Annotated in this window: 12 protein-coding genes; 10 read left to right on the top strand and 2 right to left on the bottom strand. The window is 71.5% G+C overall.

Annotation, left to right across the window (positions count from 1 at the left end; all coding sequences use genetic code 11):
• Positions 1-44: 44 nt before the first annotated feature.
• Genes F9C12_RS00570 through F9C12_RS00560 form a run of 3 tightly spaced genes read left to right on the top strand, consistent with a single transcriptional unit; the run spans position 45 to position 2400 of the window.
• Positions 45-572 (top strand): hypothetical protein, encoded by a 528-nt coding sequence (locus F9C12_RS00570; protein WP_409464303.1) that lies wholly within the window; start codon positions 45-47, stop codon positions 570-572.
• 9 nt (positions 573-581) lie between these two features.
• Complete coding sequence (locus F9C12_RS00565) at positions 582-1388, top strand: DUF3592 domain-containing protein (RefSeq protein WP_409464302.1); 807 nt, start codon at positions 582-584, stop codon at positions 1386-1388.
• A gap of 22 nt (positions 1389-1410) precedes the next feature.
• Positions 1411-2400 (top strand): hypothetical protein, encoded by a 990-nt coding sequence (locus tag F9C12_RS00560; RefSeq protein ID WP_409464301.1) that lies wholly within the window; start codon positions 1411-1413, stop codon positions 2398-2400.
• Here F9C12_RS00560 and F9C12_RS00555 read toward each other — a convergent pair whose 3' ends face one another.
• Complete coding sequence (locus F9C12_RS00555) at positions 2401-3570, bottom strand: PucR family transcriptional regulator (RefSeq protein WP_409464300.1); 1170 nt, start codon at positions 3568-3570, stop codon at positions 2401-2403.
• 80 nt (positions 3571-3650) lie between these two features.
• On the opposite strand from F9C12_RS00555, the gene F9C12_RS00550 reads away from it, so the two are divergent.
• The 5 genes from F9C12_RS00550 (at position 3651) to F9C12_RS00530 (ending at position 9765) form a co-directional block, all read left to right on the top strand.
• On the top strand, positions 3651-5699 hold the full coding sequence (locus F9C12_RS00550; protein WP_409464299.1) for an acetate--CoA ligase family protein: 2049 nt from the start codon (positions 3651-3653) through the stop codon (positions 5697-5699).
• Positions 5692-7011 carry an alkyl sulfatase dimerization domain-containing protein gene (locus F9C12_RS00545; protein ID WP_409464298.1) on the top strand — a complete coding sequence of 440 codons (1320 nt, stop codon included), beginning with the start codon at positions 5692-5694 and terminating at the stop codon, positions 7009-7011. The genes F9C12_RS00550 and F9C12_RS00545 overlap by 8 nt, the downstream gene beginning before the upstream one ends.
• Before the next feature lie 45 nt (positions 7012-7056).
• The gene (locus F9C12_RS00540; protein WP_409180036.1) at positions 7057-8367 is read left to right on the top strand and encodes an MFS transporter; all 1311 of its coding nucleotides are present in this window, start codon (positions 7057-7059) and stop codon (positions 8365-8367) included.
• Positions 8368-8379: 12 nt separating this feature from the next.
• The gene (locus F9C12_RS00535) at positions 8380-9561 is read left to right on the top strand and encodes an alkyl sulfatase dimerization domain-containing protein (RefSeq protein ID WP_409464297.1); all 1182 of its coding nucleotides are present in this window, start codon (positions 8380-8382) and stop codon (positions 9559-9561) included.
• Between the two features lie 66 nt (positions 9562-9627).
• Positions 9628-9765 (top strand): hypothetical protein, encoded by a 138-nt coding sequence (locus F9C12_RS00530; protein ID WP_409464296.1) that lies wholly within the window; start codon positions 9628-9630, stop codon positions 9763-9765.
• A gap of 241 nt (positions 9766-10006) precedes the next feature.
• Here the strand turns inward: F9C12_RS00530 and F9C12_RS00525 are convergent, their stop codons facing one another.
• Positions 10007-11284: a threonine/serine exporter family protein gene (locus F9C12_RS00525; protein WP_409464295.1), complete on the bottom strand. Its 1278-nt coding sequence runs from the start codon at positions 11282-11284 to the stop codon at positions 10007-10009.
• A gap of 265 nt (positions 11285-11549) precedes the next feature.
• Between F9C12_RS00525 and F9C12_RS00520 the strand changes: the two genes are divergently transcribed.
• A complete protein-coding gene (locus F9C12_RS00520) occupies positions 11550-13607 on the top strand; it encodes a hypothetical protein (protein ID WP_409464294.1) in 2058 nt (685 codons plus the stop codon).
• Between the two features lie 26 nt (positions 13608-13633).
• On the top strand, positions 13634-15265 hold the full coding sequence (locus F9C12_RS00515) for an ABC transporter substrate-binding protein (RefSeq protein ID WP_409464293.1): 1632 nt from the start codon (positions 13634-13636) through the stop codon (positions 15263-15265).
• The last annotated feature ends 104 nt before the right edge of the window (positions 15266-15369 follow it).

Here is a 15369-nt window from a genome sequence, read left to right as displayed (position 1 = left end):
GCCCGAAGCTGTGTCCGGCACACCGGCCCAGCGAAAGGCACCCGATGTTCAAGAAGATCCGCGACAAGATCACCGAAGCCACCCAGCAGGGCATGGCCCGCGGCGCCCAGGATTTCCAGCAGCACGCCGAGCAGTTCCGGCAGGCAGCCGCCGCGCAAGGGCACGACATCACCCCGCAGCTGCCGACTCCGCAACTGGCCGCCCAGGCGTTCCGCACCGCCACCGCCGACCCGGGCCTGGCGGCGTTCCTGGCCCTCCCGATGCAGGAGCAGCTGCGCCAGCAGCAGGAACTCCAGGCCTACGGAACCGAACTGCGCCGGCTGTACGACACCGGCGAGAAGGCCACCCTGGTGATCCGCGCGCTGGAGCCGACCGGCCGCACGATCGCCGGGCAGGCCCAGTACACCGCGACGCTGGACGTCACCCGCGCGGACGGCATGAGCTACCGGACGGTCGCCCCGCTCATCACGCCGCAGGCGACCATCCAGCAGTACGCCCCCGGCACCCGCCACGAGGCCCGCCTCGACCCCGCCGACCCGGCCAAGGTCGCCGTGTTCGGCCCGATCGCGTAGGCGGCCGCGATGTTCAGTTCCTTCGCTTTCGGAATGGTGGACGACCCGGAACAGAGCAGGGCGTCGACCCGGCGGCTGTGGCTTCTCGGGATTCCCGCGACGCTCGCCTGGGCGGTCGCCGGATGGTCCGGCGCGCTCGGGCTGCTGGACGGCTTCCGGCTGATGTCGCTGAACCGCGTCGGCGCGTGGGGGGCCGACGCGGCACCGGCGGGCTCCCTGGTGGTGTTCTTCAGCCTGGCGGTCACGGCGGGGTCTTCGCTTGGCTTCGCGATGCTGTGGGGCGGCGGAATGTCGTTGCGCCGCATGGGGATCAGCTTCCGCACCAGCTCGCTCGCGGCCGCGCTCGGGGTGACGCTGGGCAGCGGCGTGGCGATCCCGTCGTGGACGCCGCCGGAATCAGTGGGCGAACGGCTCCCGTCCCTCGACGGCAAAGCCGAACCGTGGTCCACAGCGGACTGGGTCGTCTACTACGAGCCGTTCCTGGTTCCCGCGGTGGCCGGGCTCATCGCGCTGACCCTGATCGTGGTGCTGCTGCGGTCTTTCCTCCGCGCGGCCGAGGCGGACGATCGAGAGCAGGCGCTGCGCCGCCGCGGCCGCCAGGCGACGGGCGTGCTCACCCGCGTGGAGTTCACGAACGTCTGGGTGCTGGGCAACCCGCGGTTCTCCGTCCAGGTGCGGTTTCCCACCGAGACCGGCGAACGCGAGGTCGTGACCACGATGATCACGCCGATGTTCCAAGTGCCGTCCGAGGGTTCGGCGGTGCGGGTCCGCTACGACCCGCACGACCCCGAAGCCGTTCTGGTGGAAAACCTTTGAACCCCGGGAAAGGAGCATCTCCATGGCCCGCCTCCGCACGATCGCGTTCGGTTTCCTGACCGGATCGGCGATCGGAGCGACCCTGTGTTCGTTCGTCGTCGGGATCATTCTCGAAAGCGGGCCGTTGTTCGTGGCGGCGCTGGGAATTCCGGTCGGCTACGGCCTTCTCGTCTATCTCGGCGGCATGCCGCGCCGCGCCCGCGAAAAGGCGATCCCGCCGACGGTGGCCCTCGCGCGCATCGAAAGCCTGCGCGCCGGAGGCACCGAAACGGGCGATCTCCCGGTCGATTTCGACCTCACGGTCGCGCCGGACGACGCGCCGTCCCACCGCGCGGCGGCGACCCACACTGTCAACCTGGTCGATCTTCCCAGCTACCGCAAGGGCGACGTGCTGGTGGTCAGCTACCCGCCGGACCGGCCGTGGAAGGTCAAGATCGTGGCCAGCCCGCCGCCGGAATGGCAGCGCCGGGCGGCGAACGCGGTCATCGAGCCGGCCGCGGAGTCCACTTTGGTCCATCCGCCGCCGGAAGGCTGCGCGGCCGGCGTCTTGACCCTTGTCGGACTGCTCCTCGGCGCGGGCGCCGTGCTGGGACTTTTCCGCGTCGAACTGTTCGCGCCGGAACCGAGCGCCCCGGAACCGCCGGCCGCAGTCACCTCCTCCGGTTCCGCGACGGTCGACGTCGGCCCGGAACAGTCGCTGCTGAACGAGGAAGAACTGCGCCGCGCGGTCGACGGGCTGGCCCAGAGCACCGACGTCTCCCATACGCTGACCGCGGTCGTCCAGGAACACCGGCTGTCGGTCGTCTTCGCTCCGAGCGAGGTCCAGATCCCGCGATTCGACCTTCGCACGCTGCCCGTCGCCGAAGTCACCGGCCTGGTCCGGAAAGCCCTGCGGACCGTCGATGTCGGGACGCCGCAGACCTGGCAGGTCACCGTCGTGCCGCTGCCGTCCGGGCGCACGATCCGCGTCACGGTGACCGGTCCCCGCGGCAGCGCCTCGCTCGCCGGATGATCAGCCCGCCAAACCAAGCGACGCACCCAGCAGCAAAAGCCCTTTGGCAGTCCGCGGATCCGCCCCGGTCAGGTTCGCGATCCGCGAGAGCCGATTGTCCACTGTGTTCGGATGCACGTGCAGCTTCCGCGCGGTCTCCCGCCGGTTGAAGTCGGTGGCGAAGTACGTCCGGAGCGTCGTCATCAGATCAGGCTCGCCGCTCAGCCGCGCCGCCAGCGCACGCAGCTGCGGAGTTGCCGCGCTGTCGTGGTTCAGCTGGTATTCGAAAAGGTGGTCTGCGAGCACCGCGACGGTGTCCGGTACCGAATTCAGCCGCAGCAGCCGTTCCGCTTCCGCCACTGCCGCCGGGATGTGCGACAGTTCGGCCGCGTGCGCGAAAGCACCAGTGATCTCCACACCGGTCGTCTGGTGCGCTCGCGGAACCGCCTGCCGGGCCTCGTTCAGCGCTGCCTCCGGGCTGTCCGAAGTGGACGGAAGGAGCAGCAGGCCGCCGTCCGGGTCCAGGGCGGCCAGTACGTCGCCGGACAACTCGCGGTGCAGGTGCTGCAGCAGCAACCGTGCCTTCCGCTGTCCGGCCAGGTGGCGGCCGACCGCGTCGCCGACGGAGTCCGCCGGGTCCGCGGCGAACCGCAGCGCCAGCACGCCGTACGCCGGGGCGAGCCGGACGTCAGCCGGTTCCGGGACCAGTTCTCCCGCGGCCAGCCGCCGCACCAGCGCCCTGGCCGCTTCGCGCTGTTCGTGGTCCGCGGTCTGGAATTCCTTCTGGTGCGCCTGCACCGCCACGTTCAGCACCCGGTGCAGGCAGTTCAGCAGCACCGCGGTCGTCTCCGCGGGCGGCGAACCGCCGGACAGGTCGTCGACCTCCGCCCACATCTCCTCGGCCGCCAAGAGGTAGGCGTGCACGAACTCGCTGACCGGCAAGCCCTCCGCGCCCCGCTCCCGGCCGCGCTGCCGGAACAGCTCCAGCTCGTCCTCCCGCGGCTCGCTTCCCTCCCGCGCCGCGCGCGCGAACATCCGGCCGAACTCGCGGACCGTGTGCGCCATGTGCAGGTGCAGATGTGCGGGCGCCTTGCCGCGGTAGTGCGGCGAGGTCTCGACGTACCGGCGGATCGTCCGCTCGCCCAGCTTCGGCAGCCGGTGCTCGAAGCCGCGCCACGACAGTTGTGACATGTCACAGCACGGTAGCCGAAAACCTGGGCGATGTGCGCTACCAGCTGGGCAGGCCAGCGGCGACAGTTGGGGTTGTGTCCATGACCGCGATCACAGGAGGCCCCGGACCGATGCGCTGCGAGCCGCTGTTCCGCCCGAAGTCGGTCGCCGTGGCCGGCGTGTCCACGACCACCGCGCTGTCCTGGGGACGGATCGCGCTGGACCGGCTGCTGCGCAGCGGCTACGGCGGCGAAGTCTTCGCGGTCTCGCGCGGCCCGCTCGACCTGCCGGGCGTGCGCACGGTCCGCTCGCTCGCCGAGATCGGCTACGGCCCCGACCTGGTGGTCCTCGCGACCCCGGCAGAAACCGTTCCCGCGCTGGTCAGGCAGGCGCGTGAGCTCGGCTCGGGCGCGGTCGTCGTCTTCGCCTCCGGCTTCGCGGAAGGCGGCAACAGCGCGCTGGAGGACGAACTGCGCGAAGCCGCCGGAGATCTGCCGGTGCTGGGCCCGAACTGCCTCGGCGTGGTGAGCCGCCCGGCCGGAGTGCAGCTGTCGACGACCGTTTTCCTCGACCGCGAGCGCGTGCCGCCGGGTCCGGTCGCGATCGTCACGCAGAGCGGCGCGATCGGGTTCGTGCTCGCCGACCTGCTCGAACAGGCCGGGATCGGCTACTCCTACTACGCGAGCGTCGGGAACGAAGCCTGCCTGTCCAGCCACGAAATCGGCAGCGACCTGCTCGACCAGCCCGACGTCGAGGTGCTCGTGCTCTACCTCGAAGGCGTGCGCGACGCGGACGGTCTCCGGGCTCTCGGCCGCCAGGCGCGAGCGGCGGGCAAGACCGTGGTGGCCCTCGCGGTGGGCAGCAGCGCCGCCGGCCGCCAAGCCGCGCTCTCGCATACCGCGGCCGTCGCCGGCGACCACTTCCTGCTCGCCTCGCTGTGCCGCCAGGAAGGCATCCATCTCGTCACCGACGACGATCAGCTGGTGGACGCGGTGCTCTGCGCGCGAAAGGGGACGACGCTGCCTCCGGCGCCGCGGCTCGCCGTGCTGACCATGTCCGGTGGCGCGGGCGGCATCCTCGCCGACAACCTGACCGCGCTCGGCGTCCGGATCCCGCCGCTGTCCGGCCGGACCCGCGCGAAACTCGCGGAGATCGGCGGAGTCGAGGCGGCCGACGAGAACCCGGTCGATCTCGGCGGCAACATCGACCGCTGGATGAACCGGGTCGGCGAGCTGCTGAGCGCGCTCGACGAGGATCAGGAGCTGGACGGCGTCGTGCTCTACCTGACGTTCGGCGACCGGTTCCGGGAGGCCTACCACCGGCTGGCCGCGGCCGCCGCCGCGACGCGGACGCCGACGTGGTTCGTCTGGGCCTGCGCCCCGCCCGGCGAGCTGGCGAAGCTCGGACGGCCGGACACCGTGCTGCCCAGCATCGGCGCCCTCGTGCGTCGCCTGCGGGTACTGGTCCCGGATCGGGTGCCGGAGCCCGCACGGCACTCCAGCGGCGCCGACCGTCCAGTGTGGACCGAACTGCGGTCCGTCCCCCTGCTGCAGGACGCTGGTATTCCGCATGTGGACACCGTCGCCGGAACCGATCTCGCCGCCGCGGTTCGACAAAGAGGCTGGCCAGAGCCGTATGTGGTCAAGGGCGATGCCGCCGACGTGCCGCACCGGGCGCGGGCCGGGCTGGTCCGCGTCGGCGTCACCGCGGCCGAACTGCCCGCCGTGCTGGACACGCTCCAAACGCGCTTGGACGAGGTCTCCACCGACCCGGACCGGACGCTCGTCGTGCAGCCTCTGCTGCCGCACTCCGCCGAACTCGCCCTCGGCGCGACGCGGGATCCGTTGTACGGCACCGCAATCGTCCTCGGCGCGGGCGGCGACCGTGCCGAAGACCCGGCCGCACCCCGGCGCGCGCTGCTGCTCCCGGCGACGGCGGAGCAACGGGCGGAACTGGCCGCGTGGGGCGGCGACGTCCTCGCCGCCCCGGTCCCCGCCGTCGCCGCCGCGATCGACGGACTGCTCCGCATCCTCGACAGCCATCCGGAATTCGCCGAAGCCGACCTCAACCCGCTCTGCGTCGCCGGCGACGACCTGATCGCCGTCGACGCGCTGTTCACCGAAAACGCTCAGGAGGCATCCCGTGACTGACCTGCTCGACTACGCCGACAAGGTCTGGCGAGGCGAGGCCGACACCCGCGTCTACCACACCGGCGCGCTGCGCAAGGACGGTCTGCACGAGCTGGCCGAGGGCGTCTGGATGTGGCCGGCGTTCGGCAACGTCTTCCTCTTCCCCACCGCCGACGGCCTGTTCTGCTTCGACACCGGCGAACGCCGCACCGCGAAGGACCTGTTCGGCGCGACCCGGGCCCGCACCGACGCTCCGCTGCACACCGCGGTCTACTCGCACGGGCACATCGACCACGTCTTCGGCGTCGGCCCGTTCGACCTCGAAGCCGAGGAGCGCGGGTGGCGCCGCCCGTCCGTGCTGGCGCACGAAAACACGCCGCCGCGGTTCGCCCGGTACGAACGCACGCGCGGCTACAACACGGTGATCAACCAGCGGCAGTTCCAGTCGCCCGGATTCCGCTGGCCCGACCGGTACCGGCACCCGGACGTCACCTACCGCGACAGCACGACGCTGCGGATCGGCGACCTCGACGTCCAGCTGACGCACGGCCGCGGCGAGACGGACGACGCGACGATCGCGTGGCTGCCCGACCGGAAAATCCTGTGCTGCGGCGACTTTTTCATCTGGTCCTCCCCCAATCCCGGCAATCCGCAGAAGGTGCAGCGCTACGCCGCCGAGTGGGCGCGGGCGCTGCGCTGGATGGCCGGGCTCGGCGCGGAACTGCTGCTGCCCGGGCACGGCGTGCCGATCGCGGGCGCCGACCGGATCCGGACCGCGCTGTCCGACACCGCCGAGTTCCTCGAAACCCTGCACGACCAGACCGTGGACGCGATGAACGCGGGAGCCACGCTCGACGAGGTCGTGCACGGCGTCACCGCCCCCGCGGAACTGCTGGCCAAGCCGTATCTGAAGCCGTCCTACGACGAGCCGGAATTCGTCGTCCGCAACGTCTGGCGGCTCTACGGCGGCTGGTACGACGGCAACCCGGCCAACCTCAAACCCGCCCGCCGCGCCGACCTGTCCCGCGAACTCGCCGACCTGTCCGGCGGCTCCGGCCGGCTGGCCGCGCGGGCGCGGGAACTGCTCGCCGCCGGCGAGCACCGGCTGGCCGGGCACTTCGCCCAGCTCGCCGTGGACGCCGCCCCGGACGACGAGACCGCGCACACCGCCCGCGCGGAAGTGTTCACCGCACTGGAGAAAGCCGCGACCTCGACGATGGCGAAGGGCGTCTACGCCTGGGCCGCCGCCGAATCCCAAGCCGTGCTCGACGGCACCGACCGCGCCGAGCAGCTGCGCGCCCGCACCGCGGGCCGCACCCGCTGGGCCTTCTGACCCGCCACCCCGTCCGACAACGACGTTGAAATGGGGACCTCCACGATGAACGCTCCCGTCCTCCCCGCCGAAACCACGGCGCACCGGCGCGCCGGCGGCACCAGCGCCCGCGGCTGGGTCGTCACCGGGCTGCTGCTGGTGTTCATGCTGATCAACTTCGCGGACAAGGCCGTGCTCGGCCTCGCCGCGAAACCGCTGATGCACGATCTCGGTCTGTCGCCCGAGGCGTACGGCCTGATCAGCAGCGGGTTCTACTTCCTGTTCAGCGTTTCCGCGATCGTGGTCGGCTTCGTGTCGAACCGCGTGCCGACGAAGTGGATCCTGCTGGCACTGGGCGTCGTCTGGGCACTGACGCAGGCCCCGATGCTCGGCACCGTCGGCTTCGGCGCGGTGCTGGTCAGCCGGATCGTGCTCGGTGCGGCCGAAGGCCCGGCGAACCCGCTGGCCATGCACGCGGCGTACAAGTGGTTCCCCAACGAGAAACGCGGCCTGCCCAGCGCGCTGCTCAACGCCGGTTCCGGCATCGGCGTCGCGCTGGCTTCCCCGCTGCTGACGGCGCTGATCGTCGGCTACGGCTGGCGGTGGGCGTTCTTCGCGCTGCTCGTGGTCGGCCTGGCGTGGTCGGTGCTGTGGGCCGTTTTCGGGCGGGAGGGCAAGGTCGCCGGAACCGCTTCGGTGCACGCGCCGACGGTCGAGTCCGAAGCGGACGAACCCCGTGTCCCCTACCGGCGGATCCTGCTGAACGGCACCTGGCTCGGCGGTTTCCTGGCCGGGTTCGCCGCGTACTGGGCGCTGGCCGTGCTGGTCGCGTGGGTGCCGCATTACCTGGAGACGGCGTTGCACTACAGCACGGTGACCACCGGGACCCTGGTCGCGCTGCCGTGGATCGCGTCGGTCGTGTTCAACCTCGCCCAGGGAGCGCTCAGCGACCGGCTGATGCGCCGCGGCGTGTCGAGCCGGGTGGCGCGCGGGGTGCTCGGCGGCGTCGCGGTGCTGGTCTCGGGTCTCGCGATGCTGCTGTTCCCGCACACCGGAGGCTGGTTCCAGATCGCGTTGCTGACCGTCGCGTTCAGCCTGGGCGGGGTCGTGTTCGCGCTCGGGGTCACGATGAACGCGGAGATCAGCCCGACCCGGCAGCGCGGCGCGGTGCTGTCGATCACCGTCGGCCTGGTCACCACGGCCGGGCTGCTCGCCCCGTACCTCACCGGGCGGCTGATCCAGGCCGCGTCGTCGCCGGTCGGCGGTTTCACGCTCGCCTTCACCATCAGCGGCCTGCTGTCCGTTGCGGGCGGTCTGCTGGCGGTGTTCTTCGTCAACCCGGACCGCACCGCGCGGCGGCTCGGGCTCCGCACGTGAGGTGGTCGGCCGATGCCTTTTCCGGACAGCAAGAACCCGCTCTACGGCCGCGGCGAGATCACCGAGGTCGCGCCCGGCGTCCGCTCGATCGGGCTGCAGGGCAACAGCCTCGCGGTGGAAACGGCGTCGGGGCTCGTCGTGGTCGACACCGGACCGTCGCCGGACCTCGTCGCACCGGTGCTGGACCGGCTGGGCGAATCGGTGCGCTGGATCGTCTACAGCCACGGACACCTCGGCTACAACTACGGCGTGCCCGGGTTTCTCGAGTACGCCGCCGCGCACGGGCAACGCCGCCCGACCGTCGTGGCGCACGAGAACGTCGTCCGGCGCTACCAGCGGTATCTCGAGACGGCCGGATTGCAGAACCGCATCAACACCAGGCAGTTCCGCCGTCCGATGGCCGACCTGACGGCCCCGCCGCCAGTCACCTTCCCGGACCAGACCTACCGGGAAGCTCTGACGCTGGCCCCGGACGTCCGGCTGCTGTGGGCGCCGTCCGAAACGGACGACGTGACCGCGGTATGGCTGCCGTCCCAGCGGATTCTGTACGGCAGCGCCGCGGTGATCAACGGCATCCCCAACATCGGCACGCCCATGCGGACGATGCGCGACACCGTCCGGTGGGCCGACACGCTGGACCGGCTCGCCGCGCTGAACCCGGCCGTGCTGGTGCCGGAATTCGGCCCGGTGGTCCGGGAAGACCCGGTACGGCAGCTCACCCTGACGGCCGCCGCGCTCCGCTGGCTGCGCGCCGCGGTGGTGGACGAACTCAACCGCGGCCGCCGGGTCGACGACATCGTGCACGACCTGCGGTACCCGGCCGAGTTGTTCGACGTGCCGTGGATGCGCGAGCACTACGGGCACCGCGAGTACATCGTGCGGGACATCGTCCGCTCGGAAACCGGGTGGTGGGACGGAAATCCGACGACCCTGCACCCGTCCCGCCCGGACGTCGCGGCCGCCGCGCGGGCGGAGGCGATCACGGACAAGCAGGCGGTGCTCGACCACGCCGAACGGCTGCGCGCGGACGGACGGGTGCAGGAGGCGTTGCACGTCGTCGACCTGCTGGCGCTCGCGCCCGGGGACGACCCGTTGATCAAGCAGGCGCGCACGGTGAAGGAAGAGCTGTGTGCGGCGCGGGCGGCGGAGGCGAGCAGTTATGTGTCGCGGAGTTTCTATCGCAGCGGGTGGTGACGGGAGGCCGGGCCTCCGGCGCGAGCCGTACACGAACAGGCCGAGCGGCCGCGCACGGACGGGTGAGTGCTGGAAGCGTTGGGTGCCATCGACTTGCTCGCGCTCGGGGGCCACCCGCTGATCAGGCAGGCGCGCACGGTGAAGGAAGAGCTGTGTGCCGCGCGGGCGGCGGAGGCCAGCAGCTTCTATCGCAGCGGGTGGTGACGGGAGGCCGGGCCTCCGGCGCGAGCCGTACATGAACAGGCCGAGCGTCCGCGCGCGGACGGGTGGGTGCTGGAAGCGTTGCACGCCATAGACCTGCTCGCGCTCGCACCCGGGGACCACCCGCTGATCCAACAAGCGCAGGCGACATAGCAGAAACTGCACGCGCCGGAAGCCAGCAGCTAGGTATCGCAGAGCTTTTACCGCAGCGGGCAGTGACGAAGGTCCGGATCCCCGGTGCCAGTCAAACAAGCGGAGCCCCCGGAATCGCCGCCGCAGGTCGCCGCAGCGCCGCGAGTTGCAGCCCGAGCACCACGCCCACTCCGATCGCCGCGGTCGAAGCTATTGCTTCCGCCACCGCGTCCCAGGAACCCGGGACCCGCGCGAAAACCTGCGACAGGCTCAGGTACATCGCGGGCCCGGGCAGTACCGCGCCGGTCAGGCCTGGGATCGTCACCACGGCGGTCGGCACGGCGAGCGTCCGCGCCGCAGCCCCGGCCAGCAGGCCGAGCACTGTGGTGGCGAGGAAAATCGACACCGGAGCCGTCAGGCCGAGCACTGCCCGTCCCGCCCAATTCGCCAGCGACGTAACGATCCCGGCCCCGCAGGCGAGCAGCCACCAGCGCGCCGGGGTGCCCATCAGGATCGCGTTGCCCAGTGCGCCGACCAGCGCGGTCACCGGCACCAAAGCGAGCGGCAGCGCGGCGAGTTGCACCCGGCTGGCCGCGCCGAGGATGTCGAGGCCGTTCGCCACCGACACCACCACCATGACCCCGGTCGCGATCGCGCCGGTCAGCAGCAGCACCGTCACGATCCTCGCCGCCGCCATCAGGTGAAAATCTCCGACCGCGTCTTCCACCAGCGACACCAGCGACAGAATCGGCAGCAGCACCACGAGATTCGCCGCCGACAGGCTCGCCGCCTCGTGCCCGGTGAGCACCCCGAGCGACAGCAACGAAACCGCCACCGCCAGCACAGTGCTCGCCTTGGCCGCGACCTGGAAGAACTCCGCGATGCCGACCGTGCTCAACGCCCACCCGACGCGGTTGGCGGCCACGAACAACCCGGCGGACACCAGCGCGGCGAGCACGGTCCCGTTGGCCTGCAGGCAAATCATCGCCGCGAGCAGGCGCCCGCCGAGCAAACTCACGTACCACGGCCAGGTTGGCCCCGCTTGAGCGAGGATTCCGGCGTCTCGCTCGGCTTCGGCGGGCGAAATCGTACCGGCGGCCGCGCGGACCGCGAGCGCCTCCAGATCTCCCATCCGGCCGATGTCGCGAGCATCGTTCGCCCGCACGCTGCCGAACAACACCAGCGGTTCCCCGCCGCCGGGGCAGCACTGCAGATGAATCGCCCGCACCCCCACCGAAATCCGCGGCTCCTCCACGCCGCCCGCGGACGCCAGCCCGCGGACTGTGCGCACGACGACGGCAGTTTCGATGCCCTGCCGGAACATCTGCATCGCCACCTCGAGCGCGAAGCTCAGCACCCGTCGCGCCCGTTCGCGCTCGTCCACTGCCATGGCCCGCACTTTAAGCAACCGCCCCGACAAGAAAGCGCCCGCGAACGCGGCGCCCGCCAGCCTTCGCCCGATCGTGGCGCCGCCCAGCGCCGCCCGGAGCAGAAGAGCCCGGACAGCCGCTTGCGCGAGCGAGCCCGAGGGTCACACTTTGGAGTGAACCGCCGCGCTCCCTGTGACGCGGCCCACACCTGAACCGATACACCTGCTGCCGCGCCGCCGAGCGCAGCGAGCCGACCAGCGTGTCCAAGACCGGGGGGAACCGCACGTGCTGACCGCCGCAGAACTCTTTGTCCGGCAAGCGTTCCGGCGCCCGGCCGAGGGAACCGCCGTGCCGGAGCCGGTGGTCGCGCTGCTCGGGCCGAAGGGGTCGGGCAAGAGCACCGCGCTGAAAGCGATCGCCGGGGCCTGCGGCGGCACGCTCGTGCACGCCCGGCTCGATTTCCAGGACTCCAAGGTCGCCGACCCGATCGCCGCGGTCGCCTACGTGTCGTTCCTGCTGGCCCGGCACTGGGACAACCTGCCCCGCGACCCGACGTTCCACCGGGTGGGGCTTTCCTTGCTGGCATTGAACGAAACCCTGCCGCAGGACCGGGATCCGGCCCGTGCGCACGTGCTCAAGCTCATCGAAAGCTACCTGCACCAGGACCACGATCAGCAGGTCGCGGACCTGGCCGGCGCGGCGGTCAAGTTCGCGCTGTCGCTGTCCGGCATCGGGACGCAGGTGCCCGGTCCCGCTGTCCAGCACGCGGTCAGCAGCGGGATCGGCGCGCTGCTGCGTCTCGCGAACCGGCGGCGCCGCAGCGTGCGGCAGGCGCTGAAGTGGTTCAGCGGCTTGCTCGAGGGCGCGGACACGATCGACTCGCTGATCGAGCTGAGCCAGCGCAGCACCGATCCGCTGCCGCACGTGATGAACGCGTTCCTGGCCGATCTGTCGCGCAACGCCGACCAGTGGACGACACCGGTGCGGCGGTGCCGGTGCCTGACCCCGCACGGACAGGACGGACCGCACGAGCACGCCTGGGCCCTGTTGATCGACAACGTCGACGCCGCCCCCGCGGGCCGCGAATTCCTCACCGCGTTCGTGCGCGCACGGCAGAATCGGTTGCCCGAGCGCGATCCGCTGCTGATCGTGGCGGCGATGGACCGGTGGTCGTCCGCCTGGGGAACCTGGTGGCGGGAACCGTGGCGGACGAAAGCGGACTGCCCGGACCGGCGGCCGGTCCCGCTGCTGTCCCAGGCCGATTTCAAGCAGTGGACCCAGCATCTGGCCGCCGCCGGCGGGAAGGGCGCGGCTCCGACGCGAGCCTGGTATCCGGTCTGGCTGGACCCGCCCGGCCCGGGAGTGCTGCGCGAACTCGCGCCGGCCCCTCCGGACGGCTGGGAACCGGCCGTCTTCGACGAGTTCGTCCGGCGGCTTTCCGGCGGGCTTCCCGCCGCCGCGCGGGAAATCGGCCGGAGGGCGGGCGAACCGCCGGCCGACGCCGCACCGCCCGCCCGTTCGCTGCTGTTCCGCTCGCACAACGGAATCCCGCTGTGGGAACGCGCGCTGACCTCCTTCCTGCCGAGGTCGCTGCTGACCGACCCGCTGCCGGTCGTCGTTCCGCAGGCGGTCGCGGTGGCGGTCCGGCTCCGCCAGCCCGGGCGGTCGGCCGAGCTGAACCCCGTCGCCTTCCCCGACGCCAACCACATCCTGAGCGCGCTGCGGGAAAACCTGTGGGTCAGCACCTTCGCCGCCCGCCCGTCGCGGCTGTGGCCGGTCGTCGCCGGCGAGGAGGAGCATCCGGCGGTCCTGCACCCGTGGCTGCTCGCCTGCCTGCTGGCGGGCCTGCACGCGCAAAGCGCCGCCGACCGGCATTCGGTGGCCATGACGTGGGCCGACGTGTTCAGCGCGATGGCGGCCGCCTGCGCCGAACCGAGCGGCGACGCGGACCTGGCCCGCCGGCTGTACTACCAGCTCGCCTGCGACAGATTCGACCAGGTCGTCAAGGAGCTGGTGCGGGAGTTCGCCGCCGCCGAGCACGCGGACTGGGTCCGGCTGGTGGACCAGGCGACCGCGGCGCCGTGCCGGTGGCCCGCCCTCGAGCCGGCGGACGAGATCGTCGCGCGGCTCGTCCCGGACGAACGGCCGGGCCGGGAATCGGCCGAGGCCGCGGTCAGCTGCATCGCCGCCCTGCTCTGGATCCACCACGACGCGCACGCCGTGCCGGACCCGGTGCGGGACCGGCGGATCCGCCGGAATTTCGAGCGGCTGGCCGGCAACCATTCGTCCCGGGTGGACACCGACTCGCTGACCGAGGCCGCCGCCCGGTTCGACAGCCAGTAAGCCGCCTCTTCCCCGACAGGAGCGCGATGAGCCGCTTTGAACGATTCCTGCGCTGGTTCACCCACAAGTTCCCGCGCACGGCGAACTGGGTGCTGCGGCGTCCGGTGCTGGCCGCCGGCTCCGCCACGGCGGCGGTCGTGGCGCTCGTCGCCGCGGGCTTCGTCGTGCCCCCGCTGTTCGCCCGGTGCGGGCAGGGCATGTCCCCGGACCCGAGCGGCGCCTGCGTCGGCATCGACCTGGACAGCTCGCAGTTCCGGCAGAACGAACCGCAGCGGATGCGGGAGCTGGAAGCGGCGGTCCGGGCCAACAACGAGGCGGTGACCGGAGACTACGTGTCCGTGGTGCTGTTCCAGGACATGTCGCCGACCGAGGGCGTCGACACCCGGCTCTACCCCGACCTGTATCCGGACATCGAGGGGGCGGTCGCCGGGGTGTGGCGGGCCAACCACACCGCCGCGTTCCAGGGCAGCGTGCCGAAGGTGAAGCTGTTCCTGGCGAACATGGGCAGCCAGTACGCGAGCTGGTCCGAGGCCGTGGACCGGATCGCCGAACACGCCGCCGCCCACCACGTGGTCTCGGTGCTCGGTCTCGGGCAGAGCATGGACAACACCCGCGCGGCGGCGGCGAAACTGACCGGCCAGGCGCATCTGCCGGTGATCGGCGCGACGGTCACCGGGGACACCATGAACCTCACTCCCGAGGGCAAGCTCAACACCGGGTTCTTCCGCACCTCGCCCACCAACACCCATTCCGTGGCCGCCTCCGCCCGCTACATCGCGAGCATCGAACCGGACCAGTCGCGGGTCGCGATCGTGCAGGACAACATCCCCGGCGACGACTACACCCAGACCCTCGGCTCGAGAGCGGTGAAGGAAATGCCCGCCGCGCACCGGTTCCCGTTCACCTCGCCCGGCGCGCTGCCCCCGGGCGGCTCCCGCAGCGACCCGCTGCTCACCCAGTTCGCCTACCTGAACCAGAATCTCTGCTCGGTCGCGCCGACAGTCGTCTACTTCACCGGCCGCGGCACCGACCTCGGGGCGTTCGTGCAATCCTGGACGCAGGGGAACACCCCGTGCGCCAACGGGAAGCTGACCGTGGTCACCGGCGACGACGGCGGTTCCGCGATCAACGAGGCCAATCTCCGCGACGCCGTCCGCGGCGGGCACGTCCGGGTGCTGTTCACCTCGCTGGCCAGCCCGGACGAATGGGGCCCGTGCAACGGCACCGCGGAGCAGGCCGCCTACAACACCTTCCAGGCGGTGTTCACCGGCAAACCCGGCGCCTGCGACGGCCAGCCGGTCCGCGCGGACGACGGCGCGGCGCCGCTGAACTTTTCCGTCTCCGAACTGGGCAGCGGCGAAGGCATCCTCACCCACGACGCGGTGATGGTCGCCGTCACCGCCGCCCGCCGCGCCGCGAACGGCAACGCCGAGACGGTCGTGCGCTCGCCGCTGTCCCAGATCGGCCTCATCGAGGAAATGCGGTGCCAGAACGCCGTTCCTGGCGCGAGCGGGACCATCCAGTTCAGCCCGGATCAGGCGCAGTACGGCAACCCGGTGGAAAAACCGTTCCCGGTCGTGGAAATCAGGGCCGACGGGTCGACCGCGACGGTGTGGAACAAGGCGGTCCCGTCCGCGGCGCCGAAAACGTCCTGCTGAAAACCCGCGCCGCGTAGCGCGAATGCCGCGACGCCTTAGGCTCATAGGCTGATTGTGCTCGCCCGTCCCCGCGCGCAACGATACCCGGACCGCTTCGCGAGGCG

The sequence above is a fragment of the Amycolatopsis sp. GA6-003 genome (assembly GCF_046267895.1).
Taxonomy (GTDB): domain Bacteria; phylum Actinomycetota; class Actinomycetes; order Mycobacteriales; family Pseudonocardiaceae; genus Amycolatopsis.
This window is presented reverse-complemented; position numbering and strand designations above follow the sequence as displayed.

Coding starts and splice junctions, on each gene's coding strand:
- F9C12_RS00570 (WP_409464303.1), top strand. CDS start 45: ATGTTCAAGAAGATCCGCGACAAGATCACCGAAGCCACCCAGCAGGGC.
- F9C12_RS00565 (WP_409464302.1), top strand. CDS start 582: ATGTTCAGTTCCTTCGCTTTCGGAATGGTGGACGACCCGGAACAGAGC.
- F9C12_RS00560 (WP_409464301.1), top strand. CDS start 1,411: ATGGCCCGCCTCCGCACGATCGCGTTCGGTTTCCTGACCGGATCGGCG.
- F9C12_RS00555 (WP_409464300.1), bottom strand. CDS start 3,570: ATGTCACAACTGTCGTGGCGCGGCTTCGAGCACCGGCTGCCGAAGCTG.
- F9C12_RS00550 (WP_409464299.1), top strand. CDS start 3,651: ATGACCGCGATCACAGGAGGCCCCGGACCGATGCGCTGCGAGCCGCTG.
- F9C12_RS00540 (WP_409180036.1), top strand. CDS start 7,057: ATGAACGCTCCCGTCCTCCCCGCCGAAACCACGGCGCACCGGCGCGCC.
- F9C12_RS00535 (WP_409464297.1), top strand. CDS start 8,380: ATGCCTTTTCCGGACAGCAAGAACCCGCTCTACGGCCGCGGCGAGATC.
- F9C12_RS00525 (WP_409464295.1), bottom strand. CDS start 11,284: ATGGCAGTGGACGAGCGCGAACGGGCGCGACGGGTGCTGAGCTTCGCG.
- F9C12_RS00515 (WP_409464293.1), top strand. CDS start 13,634: ATGAGCCGCTTTGAACGATTCCTGCGCTGGTTCACCCACAAGTTCCCG.